This is a genomic window from Streptococcus agalactiae ATCC 13813 (assembly GCF_000186445.1).
In the GTDB taxonomy this organism is placed as follows: domain Bacteria; phylum Bacillota; class Bacilli; order Lactobacillales; family Streptococcaceae; genus Streptococcus; species Streptococcus agalactiae.
This window is the reverse complement of the sequence record NZ_GL636070.1, coordinates 1794856-1811186: the sequence shown is the minus strand read 5'-3', so window position 1 is coordinate 1811186 and position 16331 is coordinate 1794856. Positions and strand designations below refer to the sequence as shown.

General features: G+C 35.8%; 13 protein-coding genes and 2 pseudogenes. 14 read left to right on the top strand and 1 reads right to left on the bottom strand.

The features are described from left to right. Positions 1–11: 11 nt before the first annotated feature. The 3 genes and pseudogenes from HMPREF9171_RS1000000114290 to rbfA form a co-directional block, all read left to right on the top strand. Positions 12–168 (top strand): annotated as a pseudogene (locus HMPREF9171_RS1000000114290) (translation initiation factor IF-2 N-terminal domain-containing protein); the annotation flags it as partial. 125 nt (positions 169–293) lie between these two features. Then, positions 294–2795, top strand: a pseudogene (infB, locus tag HMPREF9171_RS104900) (translation initiation factor IF-2); the annotation flags it as partial. A gap of 108 nt (positions 2796–2903) precedes the next feature. Next, a complete protein-coding gene (gene rbfA / locus HMPREF9171_RS104905) occupies positions 2904–3254 on the top strand; it encodes a 30S ribosome-binding factor RbfA (RefSeq protein ID WP_001273670.1) in 351 nt (116 codons plus the stop codon). A gap of 84 nt (positions 3255–3338) precedes the next feature. Here rbfA and HMPREF9171_RS104910 read toward each other — a convergent pair whose 3' ends face one another. Next, positions 3339–4343, bottom strand: coding sequence for an alpha/beta hydrolase (locus HMPREF9171_RS104910; protein ID WP_000804615.1), 1005 nt, complete (start codon positions 4341–4343; stop codon positions 3339–3341). A gap of 162 nt (positions 4344–4505) precedes the next feature. On the opposite strand from HMPREF9171_RS104910, the gene HMPREF9171_RS104915 reads away from it, so the two are divergent. The 11 genes from HMPREF9171_RS104915 (at position 4506) to HMPREF9171_RS104965 (ending at position 16309) form a co-directional block, all read left to right on the top strand. Beyond that, the gene (locus HMPREF9171_RS104915) at positions 4506–4922 is read left to right on the top strand and encodes a CopY/TcrY family copper transport repressor (RefSeq protein WP_000155908.1); all 417 of its coding nucleotides are present in this window, start codon (positions 4506–4508) and stop codon (positions 4920–4922) included. Between the two features lie 12 nt (positions 4923–4934). Beyond that, positions 4935–7169, top strand: a complete 2235-nt coding sequence (locus HMPREF9171_RS104920) for a heavy metal translocating P-type ATPase (protein WP_000013404.1) — start codon at positions 4935–4937, stop codon at positions 7167–7169. A gap of 40 nt (positions 7170–7209) precedes the next feature. Beyond that, on the top strand, positions 7210–7416 hold the full coding sequence (locus HMPREF9171_RS104925; RefSeq protein WP_000683373.1) for a heavy-metal-associated domain-containing protein: 207 nt from the start codon (positions 7210–7212) through the stop codon (positions 7414–7416). Between the two features lie 109 nt (positions 7417–7525). After that, entirely contained in the window at positions 7526–8140 is a 615-nt protein-coding gene (locus HMPREF9171_RS104930; RefSeq protein ID WP_000020721.1) for a trimeric intracellular cation channel family protein, read from the top strand. 14 nt (positions 8141–8154) lie between these two features. Further along, a complete protein-coding gene (locus HMPREF9171_RS104935; protein WP_000593339.1) occupies positions 8155–8967 on the top strand; it encodes a Cof-type HAD-IIB family hydrolase in 813 nt (270 codons plus the stop codon). Between the two features lie 112 nt (positions 8968–9079). Further along, on the top strand, positions 9080–11722 hold the full coding sequence (gene polA / locus HMPREF9171_RS104940; RefSeq protein ID WP_000182597.1) for a DNA polymerase I: 2643 nt from the start codon (positions 9080–9082) through the stop codon (positions 11720–11722). A gap of 29 nt (positions 11723–11751) precedes the next feature. Then, positions 11752–12192 carry a CoA-binding protein gene (locus tag HMPREF9171_RS104945; protein WP_000262485.1) on the top strand — a complete coding sequence of 147 codons (441 nt, stop codon included), beginning with the start codon at positions 11752–11754 and terminating at the stop codon, positions 12190–12192. An 81-nt stretch (positions 12193–12273) separates the two neighbouring features. Beyond that, positions 12274–12753: a peroxide-responsive transcriptional repressor PerR gene (perR, locus tag HMPREF9171_RS104950; RefSeq protein ID WP_000377090.1), complete on the top strand. Its 480-nt coding sequence runs from the start codon at positions 12274–12276 to the stop codon at positions 12751–12753. Between the two features lie 152 nt (positions 12754–12905). Beyond that, positions 12906–14471, top strand: coding sequence for a plasminogen-binding protein PbsP (gene pbsP / locus HMPREF9171_RS104955; RefSeq protein WP_000703849.1), 1566 nt, complete (start codon positions 12906–12908; stop codon positions 14469–14471). 112 nt (positions 14472–14583) lie between these two features. After that, entirely contained in the window at positions 14584–15270 is a 687-nt protein-coding gene (locus HMPREF9171_RS104960) for a response regulator transcription factor (protein WP_000192298.1), read from the top strand. Position 15271: 1 nt separating this feature from the next. Further along, positions 15272–16309 (top strand): HAMP domain-containing sensor histidine kinase, encoded by a 1038-nt coding sequence (locus HMPREF9171_RS104965; RefSeq protein ID WP_000770238.1) that lies wholly within the window; start codon positions 15272–15274, stop codon positions 16307–16309. Positions 16310–16331: the final 22 nt, after the last annotated feature.

Genomic DNA, 16331 nt, shown 5'->3' with positions numbered 1-16331 from the left:
GAGGACATCAATTGTCAAAGAAAAGATTACACGAAATCGCTAAGGAAATTGGAAAGACGAGTAAGGAAGTGGTTGAGCAAGCTCAATCGCTTGGCTTACCTGTAAAAAGTCATGCTTCTAGCGTTGAAGAAAATGATGCTACACGTATTGTTGAGAGTTTTAGCTCTTCTAAAACCAAAGCTCCAACAAATTCTGTTCAAACTAATCAAGGTGTGAAAACAGAATCTAAAACTGTTGAAACCAAACAAGGCTTGTCCGATGATAAACCTTCAACTCAACCTGTAGCTAAACCGAAACCACAAAGTCGTAACTTTAAGGCGGAGCGCGAGGCTCGTGCTAAAGCTGAAGCGGAGAAGCGTCAACATAATGGGGATCACCGTAAGAATAATCGCCATAATGATACACGCTCTGACGACAGACGCCATCAAGGTCAAAAGCGTTCAAATGGTAATCGTAATGATAACCGACAAGGTCAGCAAAATAACCGTAATAAAAATGATGGGCGTTATGCTGATCATAAACAGAAACCCCAAACGCGTCCTCAGCAACCTGCAGGCAATCGCATTGACTTTAAAGCTCGAGCAGCAGCTTTGAAAGCTGAGCAAAATGCTGAATACTCACGTCATAGTGAGCAGCGTTTCCGTGAAGAGCAAGAAGCCAAACGTCAAGCAGCTAAGGAGCAAGAACTAGCTAAAGCAGCAGCGTTAAAAGCGCAAGAAGAAGCTCAAAAAGCTAAGGAAAAACTTGCTTCTAAACCTGTTGCTAAGGTAAAAGAAATTGTCAATAAAGTAGCCGCTACGCCATCACAGACAGCAGATAGTCGTCGTAAAAAACAAACTCGTTCTGATAAGTCTCGTCAATTTTCAAATGAAAATGAAGATGGACAAAAGCAAACAAAAAATAAGAAAAACTGGAATAATCAAAACCAAGTGAGAAATCAAAGAAATAGTAACTGGAATCATAATAAGAAAAATAAAAAAGGTAAGACTAATGGAGCTCCAAAACCAGTAACAGAGCGTAAATTCCATGAATTACCAAAAGAATTTGAATATACTGAGGGCATGACCGTTGCGGAAATTGCAAAACGTATTAAACGCGAACCAGCGGAAATTGTTAAAAAACTCTTTATGATGGGAGTTATGGCAACGCAGAATCAATCATTAGATGGAGACACTATTGAGCTATTGATGGTTGACTACGGGATTGAAGCACATGCTAAGGTTGAAGTTGATGAAGCTGATATTGAACGCTTCTTTGCAGATGAGGATTACCTTAATCCTGATAACTTAACGGAACGTCCGCCTGTTGTTACTATCATGGGACACGTTGACCATGGTAAAACAACTCTCCTTGATACTCTACGTAATTCACGTGTCGCTACTGGCGAAGCTGGTGGAATTACTCAACATATTGGTGCTTATCAGATTGAAGAAGCTGGCAAGAAAATTACTTTCTTGGATACACCAGGGCATGCGGCCTTTACTTCTATGCGTGCGCGTGGTGCATCAGTAACTGATATTACTATCCTTATCGTTGCCGCTGATGATGGTGTTATGCCGCAGACAGTTGAGGCAATTAATCACTCTAAAGCTGCGGGTGTCCCAATTATTGTTGCTATCAACAAAATTGATAAACCTGGTGCAAATCCAGAACGCGTTATCAGTGAATTAGCTGAGCATGGTGTCATCTCTACTGCATGGGGTGGTGAGTCTGAATTTGTTGAAATTTCAGCTAAGTTTGGTAAAAATATTCAAGAATTACTTGAGACAGTTCTTTTAGTTGCTGAAATGGAAGAATTAAAAGCAGATGCAGATGTTCGTGCTATTGGTACTGTTATTGAAGCCCGTCTTGATAAAGGTAAGGGAGCCGTTGCAACGCTTCTTGTCCAACAAGGTACTTTAAATGTACAAGATCCAATCGTTGTTGGTAATACATTTGGACGTGTTCGTGCGATGACTAATGATCTTGGACGTCGTGTCAAAGTTGCGGGTCCATCTACACCAGTTTCTATTACTGGTTTGAACGAAGCTCCAATGGCTGGTGATCATTTTGCTGTTTATGCAGATGAGAAAGCTGCGCGTGCTGCAGGTGAAGAACGTGCAAAACGTGCTCTCTTAAAACAACGCCAAAACACGCAACGTGTTAGCCTCGAGAACTTATTTGATACCCTTAAAGCTGGTGAAGTTAAGTCAGTTAATGTTATTATCAAAGCTGATGTGCAAGGTTCTGTAGAAGCACTTGCAGCTTCTCTCCTTAAGATTGATGTTGAAGGAGTAAAAGTTAATGTTGTTCACTCAGCAGTTGGTGCTATTAATGAGTCTGATGTAACTCTTGCTGAAGCATCAAATGCTGTTATTATAGGATTTAACGTACGCCCTACTCCACAAGCTCGTCAACAAGCCGATGCTGATGATGTCGAAATTCGTCAACATAGCATTATCTATAAAGTTATCGAAGAAGTTGAAGAAGCGATGAAAGGTAAACTTGATCCTGAATACCAAGAAAAAATCCTTGGTGAAGCCATTATTCGTGAGACCTTTAAAGTTTCAAAAGTGGGAACTATTGGTGGATTTATGGTTATCAATGGTAAAGTTACTCGTGATTCAAGTGTTCGTGTTATCCGTGATGGTGTTGTCATTTTTGATGGTAAATTAGCAAGTCTTAAACACTATAAAGATGATGTTAAAGAAGTCGGCAATGCTCAAGAAGGTGGTCTAATGATTGAGAATTATAACGATCTCAAAGAAGATGACACTATTGAAGCATACATTATGGAAGAAATTAAACGTAAATAACCCCTATGAGAAACCCAACTTGTATCTTTAGTTGGTAGGGAAATACAAAATTATGGCTAGGCTCGTCCTAGCTTTCAAGTTATGAGCACAATGAAGAAAGGATTAATTATGGCTAATCATCGTATTGATCGCGTTGGAATGGAAATTAAACGTGAAGTCAATGAGATTTTGCGTCTCCGAGTTAATGATCCACGTGTACAAGATGTCACAATTACTGATGTTCAGATGTTGGGTGACCTTTCAATGGCTAAAGTATTTTATACTATTCATTCGACACTTGCTTCTGATAATCAAAAAGCACAAATTGGTTTAGAAAAAGCAACTGGTACTATTAAGCGTGAACTTGGTAAAAACCTTACTATGTATAAAATACCAGATTTACAATTTGTTAAAGATGAATCTATTGAATACGGAAATAAGATTGATGAAATGTTGCGCAATCTAGATAAAAAAGATTAGAATCAAAGATTAAGAATAATAAAAAATAAACCATGTCAAAATCATGGTTTATTTTTTATAGCTTTAGAGTTGAGATAGCTAGTATCAAGGAGTTTTATTGATGATATCAATCATTTGATACTGTGCTGTTTTAGCTTCTTCAATAGGGTAAATTGGATAAACATGATTCATTCCCTCTTGTGCAATATAGTTAACGGGGTGATTAGCTGCTTGTAGTTGTGCAGCATAATCGCGAATATCTGGGAAGAATATTTCTCGTGTTCCAGTAAATAACGTAATAGGAGCGAGTTTAGTAGCAGGGGCATTTTTAGGACTAACATATGTATGGTTAGTATTATTAGAACCATTTGCCCAAATTTCACCTACACGTGCGAGACCCCAAGCAGATAGGATAGGATCAGTATCTTCGTATTTGGGAATTTCTGGATGTTTCATTGTCACATCTAGCCATGGAGATAAGAGGATAATATTTTTAGGTTGAGGAATAGCCTCTTGCCCTGATTGGTGAGACAACGCATGCGCTAATCCTAGAGCTAATCCTCCGCCAGCTGGATCACCCATCAAAGTGAGATTAGCGTTTTTTTCATGAAAGTGTCTATAAAGGTTAACCAATCTAGGGATAGCATAATCATAGGTATAACGAGGAGCTTTTGGATAAATTGGTAAAATAATTTTTGCATCAAGACTAGTTGAGAGCGTCTTAAGCATGCTGATATGGTAAGGCGTTGGATTATTTAAGTAAGAGCCACCAGCTAAATAGAAAAGGGTCTTTTGATTAGCTTTACCGTTGTCATTCCAAGAATAGACTTGCATATCAAAAAGTCTCTCTTGAACAAGCCCTCCATTAACAGAGTTTGGGTCTAAGTAATAACCCTTATCAGATTGTTCACGGCTAGCATTTAAGTACTTTTGAAATGAACTTTCATCTTGAACTTTATAATAACTTTTATCGCGCTTTAGCCAAAAGTATTGTTCGATAAACCAACTTTTCCATGAACGCCCACTTGCTTTTGCATGTGGTGTACAGGCGATGGATAAAATGGTGATAATACTAAATAGTAGCAATAGTTTTTTGAAGGACGGTTTCAAGGTATTCTCCTTAATATAATGTTATTTTTGTGTAATATTATTATAATAAAACCAACATCTTTGTCAATAGAGTAAAGAAAGATGAGAAATGTTTTTCAGTTTACAAATGTAGATTTATTTGCTAAAATTGGTTTACAAACGTAAATCGAAAGAGGTGAGAAAATGACTATTTCAAACGCAGAATGGGAAATTATGAGAGTGGTTTGGGCACAGCAGAAAACAACCAGTAATGAGATACTAGCAGTTTTACTAGAGAAGTATGATTGGACTCCTTCAACTGTCAAAACCTTATTAAGAAGGCTCTTAGATAAAGGCTATGTGAGCAGAGAAAAAATGGGAAAAGGATTTAGCTATTCTCCTTTAATTGATGAAGATTTAGCTATGATGTCAGAGGTAGATAGTGTATTTCAAAAAGTTTGTCAGACCAAACATGTTGCTATTGTTAGACACTTATTGGAAAGTATACCAATGACAGAGAAGGATCGATTAAATTTGCAATCATCACTAGAAGCTAAGAAAGGCAAAACACTTGAACGTGTAGCTTGTAATTGCATTCCTGGTCAGTGTCAATGCCATTAGAAAGGAGAAAATATGGCTAATAGAAAAGAAACATTTTTGATTGATGGGATGACTTGTGCATCTTGTGCTTTAACGATAGAAAAAGCTGTCAACAAGTTAGACCATGTGGATAGTGCAGTAGTAAATTTAGCAACAGAGAAAATGACAGTTACGTTTGATGATACAACCTTATCGCCAAACGTGATTGAAGAGTGTGTTTCTGAGAGTGGATACGAAGCATCGCTTTTCAAAGAGGAAACTTCTAAAAGCCAATCTGAACGGCACCAATTAGCAATTGAAAAGATGTGGCATCGCTTTTGGATGTCAGCAGTTGCAACTATACCTCTTCTCTATATTTCCATGGGGCCAATGATTAACTTATGGTTACCATCATTTTTGATGCCAGATAAGGGACCTCTAAACTATGGTATGATACAATTATTGTTAACACTACCGGTGATGTATTTTGGGCGTATCTTTTACCAAAATGGTTTTAAAGCACTTTTTAAAAGGCATCCCAATATGGATTCATTAGTTACTATAGCCACAACAGCGGCTTTCATTTATAGCTTATATGGATTGTACGAAATATTACAGGGTGACATACACTACGCTCACCAGCTTTATTTCGAATCTGTTGCGGTTATTTTAACACTTATTACTCTAGGAAAATATTTTGAAATATTATCCAAAGGGCGTACTTCAGCCTCGATTGAAAAATTATTAACTTTATCAGCAAAAGAAGCAAGAGTTATCAAAGATGGTGAAGACTATATGGTTCCTTTGGATAAAGTTAAAATAGGTGAAACAATTCTTGTCAAACCTGGAGAAAAAATTCCTCTTGATGGCCATGTTGTAGCAGGAGAATCAAGTATTGATGAATCCATGTTAACAGGTGAAAGTATTCCAGTTGAAAAAAAGGTTGGTAGTAAGGTTTACGGTGCCAGCATTAATGGGCAAGGTAGCTTAATGATTTTCGTTGAAAAAGAAGCTGGCGGTTCCCTTCTATCACAAATTATTAACTTAGTAGAAGCTGCACAGACAAGTAAGGCTCCAATTGCTAACTTAGCAGACAAAGTATCAGGAGTCTTTGTCCCTTTTGTTATTGTCATTGCAATTTTATCAGGCTTGAGTTGGTACTTAATTCTGGGGCAAAGTTTTGCCTTCTCTCTGAAGATTATGATTGCAGTCTTAGTGATTGCTTGTCCATGTGCTTTAGGGTTGGCAACTCCTACAGCTATTATGGTGGCTAGTGGTAAAGCAGCTGAGAATGGTATTTTATTTAAAGGTGGTGAAGTGTTGGAAAAGGCTCACCACATTGATACAATAGTTTTTGATAAAACAGGAACCTTGACCAAAGGGAAACCAGAAGTAGTTGCTATCAAAACATATGGGGGAGATAAAGAGGAGTTTTTAGGTCAAGTAGCATCAGTAGAAAAACTTTCAAATCATCCACTTAGCCAAACAATTGTTAACAAAGCAGAAGAGAAAGAACTTCCCTTAAGGGAAGTCATGGCTTTTAAAAATATTTTGGGTTACGGTTTGAGTGCAATTATTAATGGTAAAACTATGCTTGTAGGTAATGCTAACTTAATGACTAAGAACGATGTTAATTTAGATTTAGCAAAGGCTGATATAGAAATAGCTCAAGAAGAAGCACAAACTGTGGTTTACGTTTCCGAAAATGGAGTGTTGAGCGGTTTAATAACTTTAACGGACCAGCTAAAGACAGATAGCCAAGAAACAGTTAAGCAGTTACAAAGATTAGGATTTAACTTAGTTTTACTTACTGGTGATAATAAGGCTAGTGCAGATGCCATAGCACAAAAATTGGGTATCACGACAGTTGTTTCAGAAGTTTTACCTGATCAGAAAGCAAACGTTATTTTAGAACTTAAAGAAAAAGGCGGACAGATTGCGATGGTTGGTGATGGCATCAATGATGCTCCTGCGCTAGCTAGCAGTGATGTAGGTATCTCTATGAGTTCTGGAACAGATATTGCTATTGAATCAGCAGATATCGTGTTGATGAAACCTGAGCTAACAGATCTCTTAAAAGCAATGACTATCAGTAAACAAACGATTCAAATTATTAAGGAAAATTTATTTTGGGCTTTCTTTTATAACGTTTTAGCGATTCCAGTGGCAATGGGTGTTTTACATCTTTTTGGTGGTCCCTTACTCAATCCTATGTTGGCAGGCTTAGCTATGGCGTTTAGTTCAGTTTCAGTAGTTTTAAACGCACTTCGCTTAAAAGTCTTAAAATAATAAAGATAATAAGACTGAATTTTTATGAAGGGAGAAGAATATGAAACATACCTATCGAGTTAGTGGCATGAAATGTGATGGTTGTGCTAAAATAGTTTCTGATAAGTTATCAAGTGTGATTGGTGTTGACGAGGTTAATGTTGATTTGACTAAAAATCAAGTTGTCGTAAGTGGAAAAACATTCAAATGGCTTTTAAAACGTTCTTTAAAAGACACAAAGTATTCACTAGAAGAGGAAATAAATTAATAACTAAAGAAGTGGTTACAGCTTTTAATTTCTTAATTTGAGCAGTTTCTCACTTCTTTTTTATTCTAAAAATGATAAACTAGAATAGAATTAGTTGTGAGGAGTGCAGATGTCAATCGATATTTGGAACATTTTAAGTTTGGTTGGAACAGTAGCTTTTGCAAGTTCGGGAGCTATTGTGGCGATTGAGGAAGAATTTGATATTCTAGGACTTTTTATCTTAGGTTTTGTAACGGCATTTGGTGGTGGAGCTATTAGAAATGTACTAATTGGTTTGCCTATTGAAACACTTTGGAGTCAAGGAATTGCTTTTTATGCAGCAGCAGCAGCTATTTTGTTTATTATGATTTTCCCTAACTTGTTGAGTGGTAAGGGACGGGATGCCGAAGTTGTATCAGATGCTATTGGGTTGGCAGCGTTTAGTGTTCAAGGAGCACTATATGCGACTCAATCTCATCAACCTCTTAGTGCTGTCATTGTCGCAGCAGTACTAACTGGTGCAGGTGGAGGTATTGTCAGAGATGTTCTGGCTGGCCGAAAACCTGGAGTACTAAGAAGTGAAATATATGCAGGTTGGTCAATATTAGTGGGGATCATTTTATATTTTAAAATTGCTAAAACAACAACTGATTATTATTTGTTAGTGTTAGTTGTAACTAGCCTAAGGATGTTGGGGTATAAGAAACAATGGCACTTGCCAGTTGTCAGACCACGTAAGAAATGATAGAGGAGAAAAAGATGATAAAATTAATTGCTATTGATATGGATGGAACGCTTTTAAATGATGAAAAGAAAATTCCAAAGGAAAATATCCAAGCTATTAAAGAAGCAACTCAAGCAGGTATTAAAATTGTACTGTGTACTGGGCGACCGATGTCAGGTATACTTCCTTATTTTAATGAACTAGGTTTAACAAAAGAGGAGTATATTATCATGAATAATGGTTGTAGCACTTATAGCACGAAAGATTGGCAATTGATTGATTCTGCAACTTTAACACATGATGAACTCATCTTTCTTGAGGAGGTTGTTAAAGAATTTCCCAACGTTTGTTTAACATTAACAGCTGAAAATACATTTTACGCTGTTGGTGAGGAAGTTCCTGAAATTGTTGCTTATGATGCTGATTTAGTTTTTACAAAAGCAAAGTCAACAAGTTTAGATGCTCTTCGCAATCAAGAAGAAATTGTCTTTCAAGCAATGTACATGGGATTAGATGCAGATGTAACTGCTTTTCAAGAAGCTGTTGAAGAAACCTTAATCTCGAAATTTAGTGGAGTTCGAAGCCAAGACTATATTTATGAGATTATGCCTCAAGGAGTAACAAAAGCAAGAGGCTTAAAATCCTTGATAGCAAAATTAGGACTGGATATTAATCAAGTTATGGCTATCGGTGATGCTCCTAACGATATTGAATTATTAGATTTAGTTCCCAATAGCGTTGCTATGGGGAATGCATCAGATGAGATTAAATCTAGATGTAAATATATAACGGTGGATAATAACCAAGCCGGGGTTGCTAAAGCTATTTATGACTATGCTTTACGTTAAAATAGATATAGAATAATAAAAGGAACTTTAAACACTGTTTGTTTAGGGTTCTTTTGTTTAATAAACTAACAAAATTCAGAAGTTTACAGATAGCTTATGCTATAATAGACCTATGACAAACAAGAATAAATTACTTTTAATTGATGGCTCATCTGTAGCCTTTCGTGCTTTTTTTGCTCTTTATAATCAAATTGACCGCTTTAAAAACAATTCTGGACTTCATACTAATGCCATATATGGTTTCCATTTGATGTTGAATCATATTTTAGGTCGTGTCCAGCCTAGTCATATTTTAGTGGCTTTTGATGCTGGAAAAACTACTTTCCGTACGGAAATGTATGCAGATTATAAAGGTGGGCGTGCTAAAACTCCGGATGAATTTCGTGAACAATTTCCTTATATTCGTCAACAATTAGATGTCTTAGGCATCAAACATTATGAATTGGAACATTATGAAGCCGATGATATCATTGGTACTCTTGCAAAACAAGCCGAAGCTAGTAAAGAGCATTTTGATATAACGGTGGTTTCTGGGGATAAAGATTTAATTCAATTAACAGACACTAACACGGTAGTAGAAATCTCTAAAAAGGGAGTTGCTGAGTTTGAAGAATTCACGCCAGCTTACCTTATGGAAAAAATGGGAATTACGCCGAGTCAATTTATTGATTTAAAAGCTTTGATGGGAGATAAATCAGATAATATTCCTGGGGTTACTAAAATCGGTGAAAAAACTGGCTTGAAGTTGTTATCAGAATATGGTTCCTTAGAAGGGATCTATGAAAATATTGAGGCTATGAAACAGTCTAAGATGAAAGAAAACCTTATCAATGATAAGGAGCAAGCTTTCTTATCAAAGACCCTAGCTACAATCAACATAGCATCACCTATAACAATCGGCTTAGAAGATATCCTTTATAGTGGACCGCAAGATATAAAAGCCTTGTCTCAATTTTATGATGAGATGGATTTTAAACAGTTTAAAGCAGCTCTGGGTGAGGAGACAAGTCAGGAAGATTTTGAGGTTGACTTTACTGAAGTGGAGCAATTAAAACCAGAAATGTTCTCTGATAATGATTTTTATTACTTTGAGATGTTAGGTGATAACTACCACGTAGAAGATTTAATTGGGATAGCTTGGGGAAATAGCGATACAATCTACGCTACTAGTGATGTATCGTTATTGCAAGAAGCTTTATTTAAAAAAGCTTTATCAAAACCTATCAAAACTTATGATTTTAAAAGAAGTAAGGTCCTTTTAAATCGTTTTAATATTGATTTACCAGAGCCAGCCTTTGATACTAGATTGGCCAAGTACCTTTTGTCTACTACTGAGGATAATCTAGTATCAACAATTGCTAGGTTATATACAAATCTGCCACTGGATACTGATGATGCTGTTTATGGGAAAGGTGCTAAACGCGCTATACCAGAAAAAACACGATTTCTTGATCATCTAGCTAAAAAAGTAAAAGTTTTAGTGGATTCTGAGGCTAATATTATGCAACAGCTTAAAGTTAATGAACAAGAAGAATTGCTGTTTGAAATGGAGCAACCTTTAGCGAATGTTTTAGCTAAAATGGAAATTCGAGGTATTAAGGTTAAGAAAAATACCTTGAATGAAATGGCCATTGAAAATCAAAAAGTCATCGAAACATTAACACAAGAAATCTATGAATTGGCTGGGCAAGAGTTTAATATTAATTCTCCAAAACAGTTAGGAAAGTTGTTGTTTGAAACGTTAGGTCTTCCTGTAGAAATGACTAAAAAAACAAAAACAGGTTATTCAACTGCAGTAGATGTATTAGAGCGCTTAGCTCCGATTTCTCCTCTTGTAACTAAAATTTTAGAGTACCGTCAAATCACTAAATTGCAATCAACCTATATTATTGGTTTACAAGATTATATTTTAGAAGATGGTAAAATTCATACACGTTATGTTCAAGATTTGACTCAGACAGGTCGTCTTTCAAGTTCTGACCCAAACCTTCAAAATATACCAGTTAGACTAGAGCAAGGACGGCTTATCCGAAAGGCTTTTGTTCCATCAGAAGACAATGCTGTTTTATTGAGTTCAGATTATTCTCAAATAGAATTGCGCGTGTTAGCACATATTTCAAAAGACGAACATTTGATCGCTGCCTTTAAAGAGGGAGCTGATATTCATACTTCAACAGCTATGCGTGTTTTTGGTATCGAAAAACCTGAGAATGTCACTCCCAATGATCGTCGAAATGCTAAGGCTGTTAATTTTGGAATTGTTTATGGTATTTCAGATTTTGGTCTATCGCATAATTTAGGAATACCTCGTAAACTAGCGAAGCAATATATTGACACCTATTTTGAGCGTTATCCTGGAATAAAAAACTATATGGAAACAGTTGTTCGTGAAGCAAAAGATAAGGGTTACGTTGAAACACTTTTCCATCGTCGTCGTTCATTACCAGATATTAATTCTCGTAATTTTAACATTCGCCAATTTGCAGAGCGCACAGCAATCAATTCACCAATCCAAGGAAGTGCAGCTGATATTCTTAAAATTGCAATGATAAATTTAGATAGGGTACTTGATAAAGGTGGTTATAAATCAAAAATGCTGTTGCAAGTTCATGATGAAATTGTACTTGAAGTCCCTAACGAGGAGATAGGAGCAATCAAGGAGTTGGTTACAAAAACAATGGAGTCAGCAATTAGTTTATCGGTACCTTTGATTGCAGATGAGAACGCAGGTGAGACTTGGTATGAGGCGAAGTAGTAGACAACATACGTAAAGGAGTCATTAATATGGTTTATCATTTTCAAAATCCAAGTGATTTTATGTTAAAAAATTATTTAACAAAAGCAAAGACCATCGCAGTTGTAGGATTGTCAGACCGTCAAGAAACTGCAGCTTATCAAGTATCAAAAATAATGCAAGAAGCAGGTTATCAAATTATTCTAGTTAATCCTAAAAATGCAGGACAGAAAATACTTGGGCAAATGACATATGCCTCACTTAAGGATGTCACTGAACATATTGATATTGTTAATATTTTTCGACGTAGCGAGTATTTACCTGATATTGCAAGAGAATTTTTAGAAGTAGACGCTGATATTTTCTGGGCTCAGCTTGGACTTGAAAGTCAAGAAGCAGAGACAATTCTAAAGCAAGCAGGACACAAACAGATTGTCATGAATAAATGTCTGAAAGTTGAATACCAAAAATTACACTCAGAAACTAACTAATTACCGTGTTTAATAGGCAAATAATATAAATTATGCTATAATAACCATGCTAAATTAAAGTTCGTGCTGGAAAGGAGTCCTATGGACAGTCATTCACATGGTCATAGACCTCTCGATGCTTATGAAAACGTCCTAGAGCATCTCCGTGAAAAACGTATTCGAATTACTGAGACTCGAAAGGCTATTATTTCCTATATGGTTAATAGTCGTGAGCATCCGAGTGCAGAAAAGATTTACAATGATTTACTGCCAGAATATCCTAACATGAGCTTGGCAACAGTTTACAATAACCTTAAGGTCCTTGTGGATGAGGGGTTTGTGACAGAGCTAAAACTTTGCAATTATAGTACAACTTATTATGATTTTATGGGGCATCAGCACCTAAACATTGCCTGTGAAGATTGTGGGAAAATCGTTGATTTTGTCGATGTTGACTTATTGGATATTTCTAGAGAAGCACACCAACAAACAGGTTTTGAAGTGACTAGAGTTCAGTTAGTAGCTTATGGTATCTGTCCGGAGTGTCAGAGGAAGCGCAAGGATAAATATAAAAAAGATTGAAACGTAATTGTTCAATCTTTTTTTGTTTCTAGACTAAGAGAAAAAGTTTAAGTTTTACTAAGTAATAATTAAGAAATAATTTATAATTGCTTAAAAAATGATTTATTTTTTGTTGGTATACTCTCATTAACAAAAAGAAAGAGGAATCCCTTATGAAAATATCACAATACAATAAATGGTCAATTCGCCGATTGAAAGTTGGAGCTGCATCTGTAATGATTGCTAGTGGTAGCATTGTTGCTTTAGGGCAATCTCATATTGTTTCAGCAGATGAGATGCCCCAACCTAAAACAACCATTACAGCCCCAACAGCTAACACTTCTACAAATGTAGAAAGTAGTACTGATAAGGCATTATCAAAAGTTACTACGATGGAGACAAGTTCAGAAATGCCTAAAATGCAAAATATGGCAAAAGTTGAAAAAACGAGTGACAAACCTATGATGGTGGCTACCTCTGTTAGAAAAATGATGGCAACGCCGACACATGTAGCGATGACCAAAACGACTAGTGTAGATGAGGTAAAGAAATCAACTGATACTGCTTTTAAACAGACAGTAGACGTTCCGGCTCATTATGTTAATGCAGCAAAAGGGAATGGCCCATTTCTAGCAGGTGTAAATCAAACAATTCCATATGAAGCGTTTGGTGGAGATGGCATGTTAACGCGTTTAATCCTTAAATCTTCTGAAGGGGCAAAATGGTCAGATAATGGTGTTGATAAAAATAGTCCATTATTACCATTGAAAGGCTTAACTAAAGGTAAATATTTCTATCAAGTTTCTTTAAATGGTAATACGACAGGTAAAGAGGGACAAGCTCTCTTAGATCAAATTAAAGCTAATGATAAACATAGCTACCAAGCCACAATTAGAGTTTATGGTGCTAAAGATGGTAAAGTTGATTTAAAAAACATGATTAGCCAAAAAATGGTAACCATTAACATTCCTCACATTACAACTGATATGGAAGTAAAAAATTCTCTAAAGATGGCCTTTAAAGAAAAAGTAGACGTCCCAGCAAAATATGTTAGTGCTGCAAAAGCTAAAGGTCCATTTTTAGCAGGTGTTAACGAAACGATTCCATATGAAGCGTTTGGTGGAGATGGCATGTTAACGCGTTTAATCCTTAAAGCTTCAGAGGGAGCAAAATGGTCAGACAATGGTGTTGATAAAAATAGTCCATTATTACCGTTAAAAGATTTAACTAAGGGTAAATACTTCTACCAAGTCTCTCTTAATGGCAATACAGCCGGTAAAAAAGGCCAAGCTCTCTTAGATCAAATTAAGGCAAATGGAAGCCATACTTATCAAGCAACTATCACTATTTATGGTACGAAAGATGGCAAAGTTGATATGAATACTATTTTAGGACAAAAGACAGTGATGATTCATATTAATGTCGCTAAAAAAGATATGAATAGCACATCAATGATGATGAAAAAAGATAAGATGACAATGCCTATGAAGAAAGAAATGACTTCATCTAAAATAAATACTGGTATGATGATGTCTAACAACAAGATGTCAGCTAATATGCAAATGTCATCACAAGCTAAATCAAATGATAAAGCTGGTAAAAAAATGTCTATGATGTCTAAAAATTTACCTAACACAGGTGAAACAAAGCAACAAAATGTAGGTGTGCTAGGTATGCTTAGTCTAGCCTTTGCGACAGGTCTAACTGCGCTAGGCCTTAAAAAATCTAAACAAAGATAGGGATAGTATTTAATTCAGAACACCAAATTTGTTTAAAATTATTGAGGGTTATCGTGGTAAAATAGTGTTATACTAGAGGTATAGCACTATTTTGACTCATTAGGAGAGTAGAATGACACAAAAATTATTATTAGTTGACGATGAATTTGAAATTATTGATATTAATAGACGTTATCTAGAGCAAGCAGGATATGAAGTGTCAGTAGCTGCGGATGGCATAGAAGCACTCAAAGAGGTAGATGAGAATCGTTTTGACCTAATTATTAGTGATATTATGATGCCTAAAATGGATGGCTATGATTTTATTAGTGAAGTTCTAGTTCGAGAACCCAACCAACCTTTTCTCTTTATAACCGCTAAAGTATCTGAACCAGATAAAATTTACTCTTTGAGTATGGGTGCAGATGACTTTATTTCCAAGCCTTTCAGTCCTAGGGAATTAGTTTTACGTGTTAAAAATATTCTAAGACGTATCTATGGGAATCATCAACAATCTGAAGTGTTGACGATTGGTGATTTGGTTATCGACCAAAAACAACGTTTGGTAATGGTAGACTGCAATACAATTTCCTTAACCAATAAATCATTTGACTTGCTTTGGATATTAGCAAATCATTTGAATCGTGTTTTTTCAAAAACAGAGCTTTATGAACGTGTCTGGGGCGAAGAATTTTTAGATGACACTAATACTTTGAATGTTCATATCCATGCCTTACGCAATGACCTTGCTAAATTTAGTACAGACAATACCCCAACTATCAAAACAGTTTGGGGATTAGGGTATAAATTAGAGGAATAAAATGAAATTAAAATATTATATTGTTATTGGTTACCTTATTTCTATGTTAATAACTGTAGCAGGTGTTTTCTTTGGGCTTAATCATATGCTGATTGAGACTCGAGGTGTTTCCTACATCCTTTCAGTTACAATTATTGCCTGTATCGTAGGTGGTATAGTTAATTTGTTCTTATTATCAAGTGTATTTACATCTTTGAAAAAGTTAAAACAAAAAATGAAGGATATTTCTCAAAGACGTTTTGATACAAAAGCACAAATTTGTTCACCACAAGAATTCAAGGATTTAGAGACAGCCTTTAACCAAATGTCTTCAGAGTTAGAGTCAACGTTTAAATCTCTAAACGAGAGTGAACGCGAAAAAACAATGATGATTGCACAACTTTCACATGATATCAAGACTCCAATTACCTCTATACAATCAACAGTAGAAGGTATTTTAGATGGTATTATATCTGAAGAAGAAGTTAACTATTATCTCAATACCATTTCTCGTCAAACAAACCGTCTTAACCATCTGGTTGAAGAATTAAGTTTTATTACATTAGAGACTATGTCAGACACGGCTGAACCTCATAAAGAAGAAACAATTTATCTGGATAAACTACTGATTGATATTTTATCTGAATTTCAATTGGTGTTTGAAAAAGAAAATCGCCAAGTAATGATTGATGTTGCGCCAGATGTTTCGAAATTATCTAGTCAATATGATAAATTATCACGAATTTTATTGAATTTGATTAGCAATGCAGTCAAATATTCTGATCCTGGAAGTCCCTTGACTATCAAGGCCTATTCAAATCGTCAAGATATCGTTATCGATATTATTGACCAAGGCTATGGGATAAAAGATGAAGATCTTGCTTCTATTTTTAATCGCCTTTATCGTGTAGAATCTTCACGAAATATGAAGACAGGAGGACATGGTCTAGGTCTTTATATTGCGCGACAACTTGCACATCAACTGAATGGGGATATTTTGGTCGAAAGTCAGTATCAAAAAGGCAGTAAGTTCTCTTTAGTACTTAAATTACAAAAATAGCTAGGAATTATTCCTAGCTATC

What these genes read in the sequence shown, in the direction of transcription:
- rbfA (WP_001273670.1), top strand. Translation starts at nt 2,904, where the DNA reads ATGGCTAATCATCGTATTGATCGCGTTGGAATGGAAATTAAACGTGAA.
- HMPREF9171_RS104915 (WP_000155908.1), top strand. Translation starts at nt 4,506, where the DNA reads ATGACTATTTCAAACGCAGAATGGGAAATTATGAGAGTGGTTTGGGCA.
- HMPREF9171_RS104920 (WP_000013404.1), top strand. Translation starts at nt 4,935, where the DNA reads ATGGCTAATAGAAAAGAAACATTTTTGATTGATGGGATGACTTGTGCA.
- HMPREF9171_RS104925 (WP_000683373.1), top strand. Translation starts at nt 7,210, where the DNA reads ATGAAACATACCTATCGAGTTAGTGGCATGAAATGTGATGGTTGTGCT.
- HMPREF9171_RS104930 (WP_000020721.1), top strand. Translation starts at nt 7,526, where the DNA reads ATGTCAATCGATATTTGGAACATTTTAAGTTTGGTTGGAACAGTAGCT.
- HMPREF9171_RS104935 (WP_000593339.1), top strand. Translation starts at nt 8,155, where the DNA reads ATGATAAAATTAATTGCTATTGATATGGATGGAACGCTTTTAAATGAT.
- polA (WP_000182597.1), top strand. Translation starts at nt 9,080, where the DNA reads ATGACAAACAAGAATAAATTACTTTTAATTGATGGCTCATCTGTAGCC.
- HMPREF9171_RS104945 (WP_000262485.1), top strand. Translation starts at nt 11,752, where the DNA reads ATGGTTTATCATTTTCAAAATCCAAGTGATTTTATGTTAAAAAATTAT.
- perR (WP_000377090.1), top strand. Translation starts at nt 12,274, where the DNA reads ATGGACAGTCATTCACATGGTCATAGACCTCTCGATGCTTATGAAAAC.
- pbsP (WP_000703849.1), top strand. Translation starts at nt 12,906, where the DNA reads ATGAAAATATCACAATACAATAAATGGTCAATTCGCCGATTGAAAGTT.
- HMPREF9171_RS104960 (WP_000192298.1), top strand. Translation starts at nt 14,584, where the DNA reads ATGACACAAAAATTATTATTAGTTGACGATGAATTTGAAATTATTGAT.
- HMPREF9171_RS104965 (WP_000770238.1), top strand. Translation starts at nt 15,272, where the DNA reads ATGAAATTAAAATATTATATTGTTATTGGTTACCTTATTTCTATGTTA.